A 17,237-nucleotide genomic window follows, 5' to 3' on the forward strand; every position below is an offset into this window, starting at 1 on the left:
CATGAAAAGAGTGATTCATGTAGTTAAAGGAGTAGAGGTTAATGAATAGTCTATGTACCTTGTCAGAAGCATTTGAGTATTCAAAAAGAGATAAAATTGAAGAGTGGATACATATGTTTCTGCATGACGAAGGCGATAATTTTGAGCTTTCAGATGGATTGAAGCTTGAAAAAAGATTTTTCATAGGGCCAATAAAAATACCATTAAAACTATTCGAAAGATGTTGTGGTCCAGAGGAAAATATTAAATACAAAATTGATGAAATAGGATTTAACGAGAGAGTTTGTTCTATTATCAATAGATATAAAGATGGATGGGACATGCCGCCACTTATTATTAATTACTGTAAAGGTAAATTTGTTTTAAATGATGGTAATCATCGGTATGAAGCCCTTGTTAGAAGTTATATTACGGAATATTATGCTATTGTTTGGATTACAGATTATGAAGATTATCAGAGATTTAATACTGAGTACAATTGTTTTATATAGTTTTTTGTTGTTTATATCTAGATTACATATAAAAAAAGCTTATACCAAGGAAATTTATAAAACACGTATTTGGAAAGGTGGTATGATATGGTCCCAAAATTAAAATACATATTTCTAATCATTGCATTGGCAGCCGTTACGGCATTAGGGATTCTTATATTTAGCTCATCCAATCTAAATCTTGTTCTAATAAAAATCTTTGGTATTGCTTGTTTGATGGGATTGTTAGGTGAGGGAATCTGTATATTAGTAGAATCCAATAAAAAGATGTAAACAATTTGCTGATTAGTTTGAGTTCCATGTTATAGGCACTCACTCCTAGCTGCGGCTTTCAGAGCGCAAAACCCAGCATGGCAATGATTTTATATTCTTACCCTCAAAATACTGTCTCATTGCGTGACAGACAGATAGTGGGACGTTTCAGACAGGAGAACGTCAGGTAAGACTTTTAACTTTGGAGGTATGGATCAAATGAAATTAAATACTAAAATAATTGAGCAATATTTTCAGGTAAATCGATAGATAACATAAAAGGACATTGCGACATACAGAAGTAGAAAATGATATTGTTCTTGACTGTGTAGAAGATGTTTCAATAATTATAGAAAAAATTTGTGAAGTATTAAAGTCCAAAGAAGTATTTTTGCAAGTTAAATTGCCAGTCATTTTATGTATAGAAAATGCGTAAGACACGAAAGAATCGATTGTTTGTTCTCTGCAATAAATGGAATGGTAGTATAATCAATAATGAGATAAGTCTGTGTAAGTATATAAAACAATCATTATTTATATTAAGGGGTATGATGTTTTTGGATAGAAAAGATTTGATAACTTTATTAAAAAGATACGGGCAAGAACATCTTTTGTTTTATTATGATAGCTTGCCAGGAGAACAAAAGAACAAATTTGCAAAACAGATAGAAAAGGTTGATTGGAAGCTTATAGACATAGCTCTTGAAGGACAGAAAAAGCACAAGCGTGGATACTTTGAGCCAATTAAGGGTATGAGTCTGAAACAAATAGAAATGAATGAAAATAAGTTTTCAGAAATTGGTCTTGAAGGGATCAAAGTGGGAAAAATTGGTGCAGTTCTTTTAGCTGGTGGACAGGGAACGAGACTTGGTTGCGAAGGTCCTAAAGGGATGGTGAATATAGGTATTACCAAAGATTTGTATATTTTTGAACTGTTATTTAAGAACATTATGGAGGTAACAAAAAAGGTAGGTGTATGGATTCCCTTCTATATAATGACGAGTGAGAAGAACCACGATGTAACCGTTACATTTCTCAAGGAACATGACTTTTTCGGATATCCTGAAGAATATGTGACATTTTTTGTTCAAGAAATGGCAGTATCGGTGGATTTTGAAGGAAGGATACTTATGGAAGAACCTGATCAACTTTCATTATCTCCAAATGGTAATGGAGGATGGTTTTCATCAATGATGAAGGCAGGTTTGCTAGAGGATTTACAGAGACGAGGCATTGAATGGGCTAAATATATTTGCGGTTGATAATGTTCTTCAACGAATTGCAGATCCGGTCTTTATTGGGGCAATGATTTATTCAGATTGTGCCAGTGGTGCCAAGGTAGTTAGAAAGAATGATCCTTGCGAACGAGTGAGAGTCTTATGTTTAGAGGATGGTAAGCCCTCAATTATTGAATATTATGAGATGACAGATGAAATGAACCATAAGAAAAATCCAGATGGCAGGTTAAGTTACTGTTTTGGTGTTATTCTGAATTATCTTTTCCGTGTTGATAAGTTGGAGAACATTTCAAATACAAGAATGCCTATTCATGTAGTAGAGAAAAGGATTCCATATCTAACCAAGGATGGACAATATATTGTACCTGAAAATCCAAATGGATATAAATTCGAGGAGCTTGCATTGGATATGATTCATCTTTTAGATAGTTGTTTACCTTTTGAAGTAGTTAGAGAAAGAGAATTTGCACCTATAAAAAATGCCACAGGTGTAGATTCGCTGGAAAGTGCAAGAAAACTGCTCAAGAAGAATGGTGTGGAATTATAAAGGTAATTTTTTGAGAGTACCACCGTCCGGGGCATACCATGAATCATAGGACATGGTCCATCACTTAACAAGGATGAGAAAGGAAGAGTAATATGATAGGTTTACCAAAAGGAGTTGTTAAATTAAGTCCCTATTCGGAACAGTAGACTTTATTATTTGAAAAAGAGAAAGAAGAACTAATAAAATGTATAGGTAAATATTATAGATATTCAGCATGTAGGAAGCACTTCAATTCCAGGCCTTGAATCTAAGCCTATTATTGACATAGTAATTGGGGTAAAGAAACTTGACGATGGATTTAATTGTATTGAGCCACTTGCAAATCTGGGGTATCAATACAAAGGGTCACTAGGTGAAAGTAAAAGATTTTTCTTTTCAAAAGGTGATGAAAAAAATAAAACACATCATGTACATATTGTAGAATACGGAGACAAAAATTGGGAAAATCAAATTTTACTTAGGGATTATTTATTACAAAATAAAGATGCTAAGGATGAATATGAAACACTAAAAAGAACACTTGCTAAGGAATATGCAGATGATAGAGAAACATATGCATCAAAAAAGGTAGAGTTTATTTTAGAAACTATTAAACAGGCAAGGATGGAAAAGGGTAGTACTAGGCGAGGAATATAGACTTCATATAAAGCGACATCGAAAAGCACTTGTTTTGGAAGAACCTGACATAGCCAAGCCTAAGAATGTTATAAGACATAGCGATATCGTGTTCTTTGATGTTTTGTTTCATAAGAGCGAAATATTACATGTTTGTTGGATTATGCGAAATAAGATTATTTATTTTCCTTTTACCAGTCCACGAAGTAAGAAATTGTTTAGGTTTCAATCAGAATAAATTGAATAAGAGTGAAAGTTATGAAGGATAGACTTTATTTAAACACTCACGATCCAAATGCGGCGGAAGTTTCAAAAAAATTTGGGTTTGGCATTGAGTTAGATGACTATGTGTACTTTAATTCTAAATGCTATAAAGGCAATGAAGGTAAAACGTTATTTGACCGGTGTGTTGGATTGATTCAGGGATGTAACAAGCTTATTTTTCATGGAACTATTCTCGGAACGAACTTAAAGATGCTTGCAGAGGCTCTATATCAGATATTATAGCATTATGCAACCAATCTTTTGCCACTGCAGAGGCTCTGGGTATCAACCATATTGTATTTCACTCGGATTATATTCTAGGGCATAGCAACAGGCGAGAATGGCTTCACCGATCTATTGCCTTATGGCGAGAATTTATGTCAGACAAGCCAGAAATTTACATGTTTACATAGAAAACTTTGTGGACAATGACCCCTATATGATGGGAGGTGTGCACCACATCCCTTCACCGGGAGCGAGGATAAATCTCTGGGGTCCAACTCAAGGATGTCGCAAATACGGGACGTTCTGCGCAATATTAGTTTGAGCGATGCTCTGTAGCTTTATTTTATTCTAAATTACTTATAATGATGAAAAAGAGATCATTTAAGAACATATAGAAAAATAAAAATTTGAAGGGGGATAAAAAATGGATGTTTATGAAAAAGCTATACAGGTTATGAATGAATTATTTGCAAAAGACTATCAGTTTGCAATGGCTACTGTAAAAGATAATACACCATCAGTTCGGTTCGTAGATACTTTTTATGAAAATAATTCATTTTATGTAGTTACATATTCAAAGTCACAAAAGGTTCAGGAATTGAAAATCAATAGTCAAGTTTCACTATGCAATAAGCTATATCGTTTTAGCGGAAATGGTTATAATATTGGACATCCATTACTAACGGAAAATAAAGAAATTAGAGATAAATTAATAAAAGTATTTGAGTCTTGGTATTTCGCACATAATAATGAGAACGATGAAAATATGTGTTATGTAAAAATTGAACTTAAGGAAGGATTTTTTTATAAAGATGGAGTAGGTTATAAAGTAAATTTTCAACAAAAAGAAGTTAAACATTTCCCATTCGATTTTGATATTATCCCTGTACCATGATTTTTAAATTTCAATCGTAATATTTCCAATTACACCTTTAAAGAGTTTTAATATTTAATACTACGTGTAACAATGTGTTTCCAGACACACCAAAGCCTAAGTGCAATCACCTGATATCCGCATGTTCGCAGCCATGAGCAACCACCTTAATGCTTCAGGCCTCGTTTGATCATACATTTGAGAAGTTATTTATGATGTATTTGTTGAAAAATATGACTTTTTCGCATGCGGTTATTGGTATAGCTTTATGGCTTTATACATTTTCTATAACTGGAGGGAATTTATTTAAAATACCAAAGGAACTAAGTGAATATTGAATTTTGATGAATATTTATCATACTCCATTTATTTTCACAAATTTTCTTTTTGGAGTACCTATTTGTAGAATATTGTAAAGCAAGTAGAAGATTATTACGAGGGGTGTTATATAATGAGAAGAAGAAAAGTTATCATAAGTATAATAGTAATTATTTGGCTCACTTTCTTGATTACTGATTTTTCTTTAGCAAAGGCAAATAGACCTCCGATCTTTGCGATTCCTATAGTAAGGTACAAAGATGGTGGCTCAGCAGAATATTATGGATTGGGATATAAGGTTATAAAATATGTTAATTTAACTGTTGAGAGAGGTGCAGAGGTGACAAAAATTGATTTTGGCACTTGGTTTATGAGATTTTCACCTCTCAATTCAATAATCAAATTATAAAATTACAGTCTAATCATTCTATAAACACGACATAAAAGTCTCCTGAAGAAGTTAGAGATATTGTATGTGGACTAGTAATGAAATTAGTAAGCAGGAGTGATAACTACAATGACTAAACTTATAGACTTAAGTCATAACATTATTAATGATATGCCTGTCCATCCATATGATGATTCTGTTAGGCTTTATCAAGATAAATTTTTAAAAGCTGATAAATACAACAACTTTAGATTGGAAATAGGGATGCACGCAGGTACCCATATTGATACACCTATGCATTTGACTAATAGAGAAATATTCATAGATGAAATAGCTTTAGATACTTTTATAGGAAAGGGATGTTTACTAGATGTCAGGGAAGAAAATGTAATTGCATATAAAGAAGAGTATTCAGATATAGTATCTGAGAATGACATTGTTCTACTGTATACAAATCATAGTGATAAATATGGAACAGAAGAATATTACACAAAACATCCTATAATAGATAAAGAATTAGCAAATTTTTTTATCGAGAAAAAGATAAAGATGCTAGGAATAGATATACCGTCGCCTGACAGATATCCATTTGAAGTTCACAAAATGTTCTTTAATCATAATATACTTATAATAGAGAACATGACGAATTTATCAGAGTTGTTACATATAAAAAAGTTTGAGATAATAGCTTTTCCTTTAAAAATAAGAGCGGAAGCTTCTATGGTAAGAGTCATAGCAAAAATTTAGTTTAGCATTGAAAAATGGTGATAACAGCATATAGCATTACATTTGCGTAAGGATGCGCTAGGGCACAATCCTAGGGCAATGATGTGCAACATATCCCTTCACGGGGAGTGGAGCTCCACCAGAATTTATAAAGTAAGAAGTTCAGAGGGTAACTATAATATAAGAGGTGAAACTATGAAACGAAATAAATACATTTATGCGATTATTGAGGTCTTTATTTTAGTAGTGATTGCCTTGCTAGCATTTACAGTTTTGAATACAGAATATCTATTCGAATGGGCAGCGCATAACTGGAATTTCTATTTGTTTTTAGGCGCGATTGCTCTATTGCTGCTTTTCTTAAATAAACGATTTGTTTCAGCATTTATGACTACAGGAATCGTTGTTGGCATTTTTGTCGGGAACTATCTTGGAAGGTTGATAAAGGGATTTAATGAAGGAAAGATTGTTGAAGGTATGAAGGCAGAAGAAGTATATAGACTTCGGCATCATCCTGGATTTGAAATTTGGATTGGCGTAATTCTTTTGTCTATTGTAATTGGAATTGTTATGCAGATGATAGGGAAACATATACATCAAAAAAGGTAGAGTTTATTTTAGAAACTATTAAACATACAAGGATAGAAAAGGTTAATATTGGGTGAGGAATGTAGACTTCATATAAAGCTACATCGGAGAGCAATTGTTTTTAGAAAATCCTAAGTCACTAACCCTCAGAACGTTATAAGACACGGCAATATCGTGTTCTTCGAGGTTTTGTTTTATAAGAGCGAAATACTAGATGATACATTGGAATCATGGCGTGTGGGACATATTAATTTCTTCAAGAAAGAAGGAAATAAACTTGGATATGAATTTAGAAATGACATGCCAGTGATCTTTGAAGATTTTGAAGTAGTATATCAAGTATAGGTTTTATAAGCAAAATAAATCTAATTTTTAGTATTATAGTTGAGACATAACATTTATATGTTATGTAATAGAAAATTAATGAGATGACTTCCGCATTATCCCTTGGCTCTGCGAGGCGCTATCCATCATCTAACAAAGCATAACTGTTCATGTCGGAAAGACAGGCTTTAAAACAGAGTCAGCATAGATTCCTTCGCCAAGATGAGAGCTATCTATGGTTCAGATATGTCACACAGACTAGGACTTTATGTGACATGAAATAAAATTATTGAAGCTGGAGAGGAGAGAACATGATGAGAATTATAGATTACTATGAAAATTATGATGAAGATATAAGGTTAGTTAAAGATAATGCTCATAAAATTGAATATATTACGACATTATACTTTTTGGATAAGTTGATTAATAAGGAATCTAGGATTTTAGATGTTGGAGCTGGAACTGGAAGATATGCATTTCATTTTGCTAATAAAGGATGCAAATTAACAGCCTTAGATATAGTTTCTAAACATGTTGATATTATGAAGGAAAAATCAAGAGCTAAAGATATAAGTATGGATATTAGATTGGGTAATGCATTAGAATTAGACGGGATAAATGATGATAGTTATGATGTAGTTTTATGTTTGGGGCCATTATATCATCTTATAAAAGAGGACGATAGGAAAAAAAGTATAGAAGAAGCTTTAAGAGTCCTAAGGAAAGGTGGTATTTTAGCCATTGCTTATATTAATAGATACGCTACTTTTGTTAATTACATAAATCGGGAAAAAGATAATATAAATAATGAAGGGCTTTATAATATTGTTAGAACAGGACTGGAATTCGGGGATGAAAGAGATTGTTTTTATTATTCTACATATCATGAAATGGAGAGTTTAATGAGTACTTTTAATATTGAAAAGATTAACCATATTTCCACAGATGGAATAGGTGGAACTTTAAGAGATAGGCTAAAAGAATTTAATGATGATGAATTTCGAAAGTGGATAGAGTATCATTTCATGACTTGTCAGGATGAAAGCCTAATTGGATATAGTCAGCACGGGCTATATATATGTAAGAAATCATAAAAATACATTACCTAACAAAATGTTAAAGTTCATATTTAGATCTATCAGAAATATGTATAAGAACAAAAGCATGAAAGATTTTATGGCGCTTGGATATCAGTATTTTCTTGATAATGAACAAGAAATCTGATTACAAGTGAAATAGACTTTGATTTAGGTTATGAGTATAATCTTATGTTTATTATGGACAGCATGTGTCGAGTGATATATTACAGGGTACAGGGTGTGACGCTCTGTCATACTTTGAGTCACGGGACGTGTGGCTTCGTAGAACAGTGTGCTCTCGAAACCTGAGATAAGCATGAAAGTAGTAAACTGATTGTAGAAATACACAGAATGTTATATAAAATTCCTCGTATTGACCGTGATTGAATAATATGAACTCTGGAGGCATGGTTATGGTAGATTATATTGGGGAGCTAAGAAAGCTAATAGGGACAAGACCAATAATTATGTGTGGAGCAAACGTTATTTTGTTAAATGATCAAGATCAAATCTTGTTGCATCATCGCATTGATAGAGATTGGTGGGGCTTACCAGGTGGAGCAATGGAGCTAGGTGAAAGTCTTGAGCAAACAGCATGTCGTGAGGTACTGGAAGAAGTAGGATTGGTTTGTGAAGACTTGAAACTTTTTAATGTCTATTCTGGTGAGAGATTATATTACAAATACCCAGATGGAAATGAAGTTTATAATGTTACTGCCACATATTTATGTAATGATTATTCAGGAGAAATAGCAGTAGATCTAAGTGAAGGAAGAGACGCAAGATTTTTTTCATTGGATAAAATACCATCAAATTTAAGCACTACAATTAAAGAAATTGTTGAAGAATTTCTTTTGAAATATGAGGATCTAAAAGAACAACGGATAATATAAAACTGCTGAAATGTAACAATTAATTTAGTAATTGAAATCTTGCAATAGAAATAGCATGAAGGATTGACTGAGAACCACTGTCATTGGCAGCCTTAGTTATTTGGGGCATGGAGCTTTATATAAAAAATGTCTGCATAAAAGTGTAAGGTAGTGAGTTCATGAAGCAAAGCATTGAGGTACGAGCATGAATGAAGCTTGGCAGGATACATTTTTTAACTGGATGCAATGTCGTAAGAGAGAAGAGGGCTGTTAGTTTGGTTCAATGACAGTTCTAAAATTGGTTTCATTAGTACATAATTGTGAAATAATATGACATGCAGGTGTCATATTTAATGTGCTACTATGGGATATAGATAGCGGGTTTTATTAGTTGGCGATATTGAATTTTGGATTTAACAGATGAGATATTTCTTATATATGTGGATATTGAGTGGAAACAATAATAAAAGCCTGCGAAAAAGGAGGGGTATGATTGTGGAGAATATTTACTGGATACAGGAGTGGGCAAAAGTAAGGCAGGATGAGGTTGTACGATTGCCTGATAGCCTTGAGATTCATGATTGCTTTTTAAAGCATATAGCAAAGGAAGAATTTGATTCTACATTTAAAGAAATCTGGAATATGTTTACTAATATATATGGTGATATTGCTGAATTACCAGAAACCTTTGGAATGCCTTTACACAAATCATGGGAGTATAATTATTTTACCAAGGAAGCGCGAGAGTCGAGAAATGCGCCATATCGTCCACTTAAGCTATTATATTATCTTTTGATTACTGGTGATTTGTGTAATGGAACTATTATTGTAGATGTAGATAAATTCAAAGCGATAAATGATGTTAAAAATATTCCTGTCATTTTTGAAAGATTGGAGGATTATGGTTTCTCTTTTGAGGGCTTAAAGAAATATAAGCTTGCACGTGAAAATATCTATATATCATATCCTGATAATACACAGGTGTTAACTGCACTGAAATTAATGGCAGATAAGGCCTATATAACAAATCGGACTAATGATTTTCTTGTTTGTCATTATAAATTGTTTCAAGATGATATGAATACTGTGAATTATGGATATGGTGCAGATATAGTTGCTGACAAGATGCATACAAAGGAAGAGAAAGAATTTGTTTATGCTATGGATGATTTGCTTAGCAAAATGGGATATTATGCTGGGTCTAGAGAATCGAACGAAGGGCCTGGTTATGCCTACTATAGTAAGGAAAATGAAATAGGAAAAAAAGGACCGTACCATTACCTAATGTCATCGAATAAAACAAAACTTGTCTTGTATCTTCGCATTAGAAATGTATCAAAATGCCTAGATTATTTGAAAGAGTGTCCAGACTCTGTCAAACAGATTTTTTTATGGGGTGATAATGGATGCTCAAATCGTTTAAATGGCACATGTATACACGGACAAGAGTATACAATAGATGGAAATACCTACTGGAGATGTGGCTGCTGCAATGCATCCTTTTATTTCAATCCAATTATAAAAGATATATCACATTATATAAAATTAGTTGAATTAGGTCTAAAAAAATAGAGTGTATATATCGAACAGGATATAATTATTTGCTATGTAGTTTTCTTATAGTATGAAATAATTTGGTCGGATCTTACTTGAAGTCATGTGATTAGCTCAAAAACTGAATATTTATTTAGTACGGAGGAGTATCGAAGTTCAAATTTCATCTTTCCTGCAATCTCCTTTTTCGAAATAGAAAAGTGGCGGCTTTGATTTGATTCAAAACCGCTGCTTCTCGTCTATCCTCTTAATAACTATGGCTACCTAGATGCTGAAACAACGGTTTTTTATTTCTGCTGGTCAGCATCAAATATTTTTTTCAAGAAAATTAACAGATATATGAGAAATATTTTCAACGAGTAAGCATTTTGCTAAAGCAGTCAATATCAGTGAAGATTGCAGGGATACTACCTCATATGTGTATCGTATCTACGTAAATCAAAAGTAAACTCCATCAGGGAGCGTATCAAAGTTAGCCGACTGTTGATGTTTTATTCATTGTAAGAACAGGAAAATTGTGCTAAAATTACTCTAGCAGTTGTTTTTTATTGACTAATTTTACAATTTTGTTTTAAGTTTTCTACATGTTCTGAAAAGGAGAAAGTACAGATGTTGATGTAGAAGCCGCATTCGATAATCATACTGTTACAATATGTGAAGAGACATCTGGCTTGGATATAAGTCTTATAAAGAAACTGCTTGTCAACTTGTTTGCCGATAAAAATGATGAATGAAAAATAGGTACAATGTCACTGGGTCTCTTTTATAGGCATTGAATATACTCATTTAAGAAAGCAGGTGAGAATATGAGTTGGATTGACTCAATAGAAGAATTTGTTCCTTCCAACGAGCAAGAGAGAAAAGATAAGGAAATAATATTGAAATACATAAATGTGTTTGACGATATTTTAAAAAGAGAGAATGAAATTATTCATATAACAAGTTCCGGATTTGTAATAAATAAGAATAAAGATAAAGTACTGATGGTACATCATAATATATTCAATTCATGGTCTTTGACAGGAGGACATGCAGATGGTGAGGAAAATTTATTAGGCGTTGCTATATCAGAGATTAAAGAAGAAACAGGAGTAAAAAATATTATTCCCATCACTAATAAGATTATTTCATTAGATATTCTACCCGTATTAGGACATTTTAGAAAAGGAAAGTATGTTTCACTACACTTACATGCATCAGTAGTATATTTAGTCCAGGCTGATGAGAATGAGAAGGTTATTATTAAGCCAGATGAAAATAGTGCTGTTAAGTGGATACCAATCAGTGAGATAGATATATACTCAAATGAATCCCATATGAAGAAAATTTATTATAAAATAATATCCAAAATTGAAAAGTTACCAATATAAATATGAATTATATATAGTAGTTAGTCATATTTTTCTTAAATTGTGTATTAGATAAGCAGAACTTTGTGAGGTTTGAGAAACCGAATGCAACTACATGTTTATACATACCATTTTATACAGACTTTTAGAAAATCCATAGTAGTTAGGTTGATCTAGTTAGATGAAAAGGAGAGATTAGATGAAAACCAACTTCATTGAGGCTTTAGAACAATATGACATTGAAGGTATTAAGAGAATTCCTAAAGGCGACCTTCATAATCATGCACCAAGAGGTGGAAATGTACGTTTTATTGAAAAATGGGCAGGGGTTCAAATTCCACGTTTAAATCGTAAGTTTTTGGATCTTGATGATATGCAATCGTGGTATAAAAAAAATGTTAGATGCCATTGTCAAGGGATAGATGGCTATGAGATACGAATTAAAGGTGCTTTTAAGCAAGCCAAAGATGACGGTGTTACTAAACTTGTCTTAAGTTTTGGGCTGGGAGAAGAAACTATTTATGGAAGTTTGTCTAATTTTGTTAAGGTTATTTCCAGAATTCATAAAGATGTTGCACCAGAAATTGAATTTATCCCTGAGCTATCATTAGATAGAGGTACTAATGTAGACTCTATATTACATTTATGTGCTGAATATTTCAATATGAATTTCTATCGATCAATTGATATCTGTGGGAATGAATTTGCGCAACCAATAGCAAATTTTAAACCACTATATCGTTTAGCAAAATCATATGGTTTGAAATTACGTGCACATGCAGGAGAATTTGGCGATGCAGATTCTGTTCGAGAAGCAGTAGAAGAATTAGAGTTAGATGAAGTACAGCATGGCATAGCTGTAGCGAAATGTAAAAATACTACCAGATGGTTAGCTGAGAATAATATTACACTTAATATCTGTCCAGCCAGCAATATTATTCTTAGCAGATCACAAGATTACAAGACCCATCCTATTCGCACTTTATTTGATAGTGGTGTAAGAGTAACAATAAATACTGACGATATTTTAATTTTTGATGTAAGTATATCTCGAATGTTCTTAGATTTTTATAAGGACAATATTTTCACTGTATATGAACTAAATGAGATTCGGCAAAATGGACTTATGTAATTGAAAGCAAAGTGCAAGCTATTCATACTTTTATTATTAGTACGGTTAAATATAATGCTTAAGATGGACGGGTTTCTACAAACTTTATAGGACCAGTAGATTTTCTAATAACATATTGGCATAGAGGTGCAACCTTAGGATGAGATTAAGGTTTAATTTACATAAGGAAGGGAGGCCTGAATAATATGAAAGAAATAATAGAACGATATATTGAATATATGATCAAAAAGCATAAAATTATAGCAGCAATGGTAACTGGATCATATGTAACAGGAGAAATGGGACCACGTTCAGATATTGATATGTTTTTCATATGGGAAAAAGAATATGAGTCAATGAGAGGAAGAGAATATTTTGAAGGTATAGAATTTGAATATTTCATTTCTCCTGAATGGAAGTATTATGATCGATTGAGAACAGACAAAGTATCAATGAAAATATACTCGACATCAAGGGTATTACTTGATTCTGAGAAAAAGTTTGAAAAAATTCAAAAAACAGCTATTGAAAAAGTTAAAGAATATTCATGTAACTTAAGTATTGATAGCCGAAAAGACTATAAATTTTGGTTAGAGACAATTAGTTCTGATGGGGAAGATTTATTTGATAAAGGCGATTATTATAATTTTTTATTCTTTGTAGGAGTTAATTTGCAGAAAATGAATGATTTATTATGTATGTTACATAATAAATTACCTGTTTATGAGAAGTATGGAGTAAAGGAAATAGGAGAAATAGATGAAAGTTATGGCTATAAGTTAAAAGAATTTTTAAAATCTGATTATTTTGAGGGTAAGAAAAAACAATTGTGGGTTGAGATGTGTGGCTATTTACATGAAAAATTAGGAGATTATGACATTACTAGCTACGAAAGATATCAAAGGTTGTAATATCAGAGCTATGGAGATTTTATTGATTCAAAATTAGTAGAAAAGTGTGAACTGAGGGCTATTTATATATAATGAGAGGATTGATATTATTGTTTAAAGTAGATGAACTTAGCTCAAAAGCTATTGATAATATTACATATGCTGACAGTCCAAGTTTTTCAGGAATTGTTGCTGGTGAATGTAAAGGGGATATGTGGGTTGATGATATAGAGAATCCTAATATTGCATTGGTTGCTTCATTTGCAGTAGGTAGTTTTTCAATTAATTGGTTTGAAAATTGAGTGAGATATGACGAATAGATAAATATATTTATGGTGAGGAGACCAACTATGAACATAAATATTAAAAGCAATAGCGAATGGTATCACGGTTCAAATCTAAAAATAGATGTATTACGTGTAGGAAGCACTATTACGCAGTGGAAGGAGCTTGCTGAGGCATTTTCCCATAAGCCAACCCTATTATCATATGAGGAAAATGGTAAAATTACTCATAATGGTAAAGAAACAGGCTATCTTTATAAAATAGATGAAAAAATAACTGTAGGAGAAGACGTTGAGCAGCATCCTAAAACCACAATGGATGCTAATGCAGAATTTCTAACTAAGAGACCATTAAAATTACAATTAATTTCTATACATACAATAGGGGACAAGCATAATGAGCAATTATAGTTAAAATTCAAAATGTTATTATGGAGGATTCTAGAGATAAGAATAATCTACACATCGAAATAATAGAAATCGTTTTTAGAATTTGATGAAGGAGGATTACATAAAAATTATAAATATAAGGGGGAAAATATGTTTTTAATCATTGTTTCATTAATAACAGGCTTTTTAGGTTTTATAATAGGAAGTATATTTGGAGAAGAAATTTTTATATACTTGTTTGTACTTATAGGGGTTTTAAGTCCTGCTCTGTTTATTTTACAGAAAATATATATGAAATTAGAAGAATCGGAAAAGAAGTTGGACTAGCTAGTCTTATATTTTCTATAAATTATTAAAAGTAATAAATTAGTGAGATTAGGGGCTTAGCGATATCCTTGTTGCAACCAGTCCTACGCTTGGAGTACATACAACTGAGAAAATTTCTTAGGTTTAGTTCAGAGACATTGTTAATCTGAGCGGTTAGGTGATAGAGAAAAAATAAGAGTGTTTTTTTATGTACTAAGCTTAATAAATAGAAATTGGAGGTTATATAATGAGAAATCAAAATTTTGTTATTGAGGCTAGGAAATTAAGAAACTTCATTTAGTTTATATTAATAAAACTAAATGGAGGGTTAGAGATGAAAATAAATGATAATTATTTGAAAGAACAATTAAAGCATGTATATTGGTTAAACGGAGGTGCTTGTGCTGGAAAGACAACAATGACAAAAAAATTTGTTAATGAGCTAGGATTTAAAACATTAGCAGATGATGTTTTAAAATACAGATCATTTTCTTGCCCTATTGAGCATAGCACACTTCAGATGCCCAATCCTAATTTAGACTGGAATAGTTGGTTTAATCGCCCTGTAGAGGTCTACTCTCAATGGTTAGTTGACATAGCGAAAGAGATGATGGAGTTTTTTGTAATCGACTTATTAAAAATGCCCAATGAACAGCCAATTGTAGTAGATTTAGGAATAATGCCTGATGTCATATTGCCGTTTATTGCAAAAGAGAAGATTATATGTCTCTATACATCACCTGAAGAAATAGAAAGGCTTTACTTTTTTAGAGATGATCACAAAATGATATTAGATTGTATTAATGCCCATACTTTAAATCCAGAAAAGACGATTAATCATGCTAACAAAGCAATAGTTAGTTTTTCTAACAGTATAATGAATGCTTGTATTAATAGTGGAATTAAAGCAATTGAAAGAGTACCTCATATGACTAAAGATGAACAGTTTAGATTAATTTGTGAACATTTTGAAATTTAGAACGATATCGATATTTCAAAGGTAAGAGATTAACAAGGTTGTGGATGATGGAGTGAGCTGGCATATACGCAGCTTATTCCATCCCCTAACATATGATATATAGTTTTTATTATATAAGGTATGTGATTAACTTGAAGTATGATGGAGGTAAAAATGATAGATAGAATAAATGTACAAGCATTTATATTTACAAGAAAGCCCGATTTTAAAGTGTTGATTTTAAAAAGAATACCTAAAAGAAGTGGATATTGGCAACCTGTTTGTGGAGGAATTGAAGATGGTGAGCAGGAAACACAAGCGGTTAAAAGAGAGATTTTTGAAGAGACTGGTTTAGAAAAAATTGAGAACATTATTGATTTAAAGTATTCATTTGTATATGAAGAAACAAAAAATGGGAAGTTAATGAGTATGAAAGACATATGTTATGCTGTTGAAGTTAATAGTGTTGTAGATGTAAAACTATCTGATGAACATGAAAAATTTATATGGTGCTCTGAGCTTGAAGCAAAACAATATTTGACTTGGGAACATAACTTAATAGCATTAAGGAAACTCATGGAAATGATATAAATACCTAATTAACATGTTTATTATATATTTGCAATAGAAATTTCAAAATGTATATGGATGAAGTGTTAAAACTTGTTGATCTATAAAATTAGTTGGAATGTTATGTGAAACACTAGGGATAATACAGGCTAATTTTTGTAGGCTTAGTTGGTGAGGTGATCTTATGTATACAAAGTTGGAGAAGAGTGGGATTAATTATTTAATTAGAGTTGCTTTTCAGATTATAATTGGGGCCATTCTATTTTTTGTCTCTTCAGGTACATTAAAAAATCATAGAGGCTGGGTTTATTTTATTGTTTATGCAATTTCGACTGTACTGGGAGTGCTCTATTTATCAAAACATAATCCTGAAGTTTTAAATGAAAGAGCAAAGGAAAGAAACAATACTGAGCAATGGGACAATATATTGCTTAAAATATATGTGGCATTAGCATTTTTTGTAATCTATATTATTGCTGGTTTTGATATAAGATTTGGCTGGTCTAGTATATCTGTACTCTGTATGTATCCTGCTTTAGCAATTGTAATTCTGTCTTCTCTTTTTGCAATATGGGCTATGAAAGAAAATACAAATTTCGAGGCTACATCACGTATCCAAAGTGATAGAATACAGAATATTTGTGAATCAGGTCCCTATAAGATTGTTCGTCATCCGGGCTACTTAGCCATAATACTATGGGCTGTAGCGATACCTTTTGTATTTGGATCAATATATATGATGATCCCATCATTTCTTATTTCGGTTATCATAGTGATTAGAACATATTTAGAAGATGAGATGTTGAAAAAGAAATTAGTCGGCTATGTTGAATATTCTAATGGAACAAAATATAGACTTATTCCGTACATATGGTAGAACAAAAGAATTGCTCTGAGGCTTGAGTGAATAATATAATAATGTAAATGTGAGAAAAATTAAAAGAGTAAAAGATAAAATAGAGGATTTATATCACTAGAAAAACAGGCTATTGGGGGAAAGGCTAAAATAAATGATACTTCAGAA

Annotated in this window: 23 protein-coding genes; all 23 read left to right on the plus strand. The window is 32.0% G+C overall.

Annotation, left to right across the window (positions count from 1 at the left end; translation table 11 throughout):
- Positions 1 to 41 precede the first annotated feature (41 nt).
- A complete protein-coding gene (locus tag QO263_RS03075) occupies positions 42 to 491 on the plus strand; it encodes a chromosome partitioning protein ParB (protein ID WP_285626309.1) in 450 nt (149 codons plus the stop codon).
- Positions 492 to 578: 87 nt separating this feature from the next.
- Complete coding sequence (locus QO263_RS03080) at positions 579 to 764, plus strand: hypothetical protein (protein WP_285626311.1); 186 nt, start codon at positions 579 to 581, stop codon at positions 762 to 764.
- A gap of 536 nt (positions 765 to 1,300) precedes the next feature.
- Positions 1,301 to 2,005, plus strand: a complete 705-nt coding sequence (locus QO263_RS18965; protein WP_352169292.1) for a UTP--glucose-1-phosphate uridylyltransferase — start codon at positions 1,301 to 1,303, stop codon at positions 2,003 to 2,005.
- Positions 1,977 to 2,528, plus strand: coding sequence for a UTP--glucose-1-phosphate uridylyltransferase (locus QO263_RS18970; RefSeq protein ID WP_352169294.1), 552 nt, complete (start codon positions 1,977 to 1,979; stop codon positions 2,526 to 2,528). The genes QO263_RS18965 and QO263_RS18970 overlap by 29 nt, the downstream gene beginning before the upstream one ends.
- 207 nt (positions 2,529 to 2,735) lie before the next feature.
- Positions 2,736 to 3,164: a GrpB family protein gene (locus QO263_RS18975; protein WP_352169698.1), complete on the plus strand. Its 429-nt coding sequence runs from the start codon at positions 2,736 to 2,738 to the stop codon at positions 3,162 to 3,164.
- Positions 3,165 to 3,401: 237 nt separating this feature from the next.
- A complete protein-coding gene (locus QO263_RS03090) occupies positions 3,402 to 3,650 on the plus strand; it encodes a hypothetical protein (protein ID WP_285626313.1) in 249 nt (82 codons plus the stop codon).
- Between the two features lie 406 nt (positions 3,651 to 4,056).
- On the plus strand, positions 4,057 to 4,527 hold the full coding sequence (locus QO263_RS03095) for a pyridoxamine 5'-phosphate oxidase family protein (protein WP_285626315.1): 471 nt from the start codon (positions 4,057 to 4,059) through the stop codon (positions 4,525 to 4,527).
- Between the two features lie 430 nt (positions 4,528 to 4,957).
- Positions 4,958 to 5,233, plus strand: coding sequence for a hypothetical protein (locus QO263_RS03100; protein ID WP_285626318.1), 276 nt, complete (start codon positions 4,958 to 4,960; stop codon positions 5,231 to 5,233).
- A gap of 108 nt (positions 5,234 to 5,341) precedes the next feature.
- Positions 5,342 to 5,959 carry a cyclase family protein gene (locus tag QO263_RS03105; RefSeq protein WP_285626321.1) on the plus strand — a complete coding sequence of 206 codons (618 nt, stop codon included), beginning with the start codon at positions 5,342 to 5,344 and terminating at the stop codon, positions 5,957 to 5,959.
- A 174-nt stretch (positions 5,960 to 6,133) separates the two neighbouring features.
- The gene (locus tag QO263_RS03110) at positions 6,134 to 6,547 is read left to right on the plus strand and encodes a hypothetical protein (RefSeq protein WP_285626324.1); all 414 of its coding nucleotides are present in this window, start codon (positions 6,134 to 6,136) and stop codon (positions 6,545 to 6,547) included.
- A gap of 168 nt (positions 6,548 to 6,715) precedes the next feature.
- Complete coding sequence (locus tag QO263_RS03115) at positions 6,716 to 6,871, plus strand: ASCH domain-containing protein (RefSeq protein ID WP_285626327.1); 156 nt, start codon at positions 6,716 to 6,718, stop codon at positions 6,869 to 6,871.
- A 293-nt stretch (positions 6,872 to 7,164) separates the two neighbouring features.
- Complete coding sequence (locus QO263_RS03120) at positions 7,165 to 7,944, plus strand: class I SAM-dependent methyltransferase (protein ID WP_285626329.1); 780 nt, start codon at positions 7,165 to 7,167, stop codon at positions 7,942 to 7,944.
- Positions 7,945 to 8,342: 398 nt separating this feature from the next.
- Positions 8,343 to 8,822, plus strand: coding sequence for an NUDIX hydrolase (locus QO263_RS03125; RefSeq protein WP_285626332.1), 480 nt, complete (start codon positions 8,343 to 8,345; stop codon positions 8,820 to 8,822).
- Between the two features lie 474 nt (positions 8,823 to 9,296).
- Positions 9,297 to 10,373: a hypothetical protein gene (locus QO263_RS03130; protein WP_285626335.1), complete on the plus strand. Its 1,077-nt coding sequence runs from the start codon at positions 9,297 to 9,299 to the stop codon at positions 10,371 to 10,373.
- Positions 10,374 to 11,161: 788 nt separating this feature from the next.
- The gene (locus QO263_RS03135; RefSeq protein WP_285626337.1) at positions 11,162 to 11,725 is read left to right on the plus strand and encodes an NUDIX hydrolase; all 564 of its coding nucleotides are present in this window, start codon (positions 11,162 to 11,164) and stop codon (positions 11,723 to 11,725) included.
- 178 nt (positions 11,726 to 11,903) lie between these two features.
- The gene (locus QO263_RS03140) at positions 11,904 to 12,836 is read left to right on the plus strand and encodes an amidohydrolase family protein (RefSeq protein WP_285626340.1); all 933 of its coding nucleotides are present in this window, start codon (positions 11,904 to 11,906) and stop codon (positions 12,834 to 12,836) included.
- A 185-nt stretch (positions 12,837 to 13,021) separates the two neighbouring features.
- Positions 13,022 to 13,726, plus strand: a complete 705-nt coding sequence (locus QO263_RS03145; RefSeq protein ID WP_285626343.1) for a nucleotidyltransferase domain-containing protein — start codon at positions 13,022 to 13,024, stop codon at positions 13,724 to 13,726.
- Between the two features lie 71 nt (positions 13,727 to 13,797).
- Complete coding sequence (locus QO263_RS03150) at positions 13,798 to 14,007, plus strand: hypothetical protein (RefSeq protein ID WP_285626346.1); 210 nt, start codon at positions 13,798 to 13,800, stop codon at positions 14,005 to 14,007.
- Positions 14,008 to 14,055: 48 nt separating this feature from the next.
- Positions 14,056 to 14,400, plus strand: coding sequence for a hypothetical protein (locus QO263_RS03155; protein ID WP_285626349.1), 345 nt, complete (start codon positions 14,056 to 14,058; stop codon positions 14,398 to 14,400).
- A gap of 129 nt (positions 14,401 to 14,529) precedes the next feature.
- Positions 14,530 to 14,706 (plus strand): hypothetical protein, encoded by a 177-nt coding sequence (locus tag QO263_RS03160; protein WP_285626352.1) that lies wholly within the window; start codon positions 14,530 to 14,532, stop codon positions 14,704 to 14,706.
- A 313-nt stretch (positions 14,707 to 15,019) separates the two neighbouring features.
- A complete protein-coding gene (locus QO263_RS03165; RefSeq protein ID WP_285626355.1) occupies positions 15,020 to 15,664 on the plus strand; it encodes a hypothetical protein in 645 nt (214 codons plus the stop codon).
- Between the two features lie 153 nt (positions 15,665 to 15,817).
- Positions 15,818 to 16,234, plus strand: coding sequence for an NUDIX hydrolase (locus QO263_RS03170; protein ID WP_285626400.1), 417 nt, complete (start codon positions 15,818 to 15,820; stop codon positions 16,232 to 16,234).
- A gap of 163 nt (positions 16,235 to 16,397) precedes the next feature.
- Positions 16,398 to 17,090 (plus strand): methyltransferase family protein, encoded by a 693-nt coding sequence (locus QO263_RS03175; protein WP_285626403.1) that lies wholly within the window; start codon positions 16,398 to 16,400, stop codon positions 17,088 to 17,090.
- Positions 17,091 to 17,237 lie beyond the last annotated feature (147 nt).

This window comes from Proteiniborus sp. MB09-C3 (assembly GCF_030263895.1).
Classification (GTDB): domain Bacteria; phylum Bacillota; class Clostridia; order Tissierellales; family Proteiniboraceae; genus Proteiniborus.

Excerpts from the sequence above, each read along its gene's own strand:
- QO263_RS03075 (WP_285626309.1), top strand. The coding sequence starts at position 42 with ATGAATAGTCTATGTACCTTGTCAGAAGCATTTGAGTATTCAAAAAGA.
- QO263_RS03080 (WP_285626311.1), top strand. The coding sequence starts at position 579 with ATGGTCCCAAAATTAAAATACATATTTCTAATCATTGCATTGGCAGCC.
- QO263_RS03090 (WP_285626313.1), top strand. The coding sequence starts at position 3,402 with ATGAAGGATAGACTTTATTTAAACACTCACGATCCAAATGCGGCGGAA.
- QO263_RS03095 (WP_285626315.1), top strand. The coding sequence starts at position 4,057 with ATGGATGTTTATGAAAAAGCTATACAGGTTATGAATGAATTATTTGCA.
- QO263_RS03100 (WP_285626318.1), top strand. The coding sequence starts at position 4,958 with ATGAGAAGAAGAAAAGTTATCATAAGTATAATAGTAATTATTTGGCTC.
- QO263_RS03105 (WP_285626321.1), top strand. The coding sequence starts at position 5,342 with ATGACTAAACTTATAGACTTAAGTCATAACATTATTAATGATATGCCT.
- QO263_RS03110 (WP_285626324.1), top strand. The coding sequence starts at position 6,134 with ATGAAACGAAATAAATACATTTATGCGATTATTGAGGTCTTTATTTTA.
- QO263_RS03120 (WP_285626329.1), top strand. The coding sequence starts at position 7,165 with ATGAGAATTATAGATTACTATGAAAATTATGATGAAGATATAAGGTTA.
- QO263_RS03125 (WP_285626332.1), top strand. The coding sequence starts at position 8,343 with ATGGTAGATTATATTGGGGAGCTAAGAAAGCTAATAGGGACAAGACCA.
- QO263_RS03135 (WP_285626337.1), top strand. The coding sequence starts at position 11,162 with ATGAGTTGGATTGACTCAATAGAAGAATTTGTTCCTTCCAACGAGCAA.
- QO263_RS03140 (WP_285626340.1), top strand. The coding sequence starts at position 11,904 with ATGAAAACCAACTTCATTGAGGCTTTAGAACAATATGACATTGAAGGT.
- QO263_RS03145 (WP_285626343.1), top strand. The coding sequence starts at position 13,022 with ATGAAAGAAATAATAGAACGATATATTGAATATATGATCAAAAAGCAT.
- QO263_RS03150 (WP_285626346.1), top strand. The coding sequence starts at position 13,798 with ATGAGAGGATTGATATTATTGTTTAAAGTAGATGAACTTAGCTCAAAA.
- QO263_RS03155 (WP_285626349.1), top strand. The coding sequence starts at position 14,056 with ATGAACATAAATATTAAAAGCAATAGCGAATGGTATCACGGTTCAAAT.
- QO263_RS03160 (WP_285626352.1), top strand. The coding sequence starts at position 14,530 with ATGTTTTTAATCATTGTTTCATTAATAACAGGCTTTTTAGGTTTTATA.
- QO263_RS03165 (WP_285626355.1), top strand. The coding sequence starts at position 15,020 with ATGAAAATAAATGATAATTATTTGAAAGAACAATTAAAGCATGTATAT.
- QO263_RS03170 (WP_285626400.1), top strand. The coding sequence starts at position 15,818 with ATGATAGATAGAATAAATGTACAAGCATTTATATTTACAAGAAAGCCC.
- QO263_RS03175 (WP_285626403.1), top strand. The coding sequence starts at position 16,398 with ATGTATACAAAGTTGGAGAAGAGTGGGATTAATTATTTAATTAGAGTT.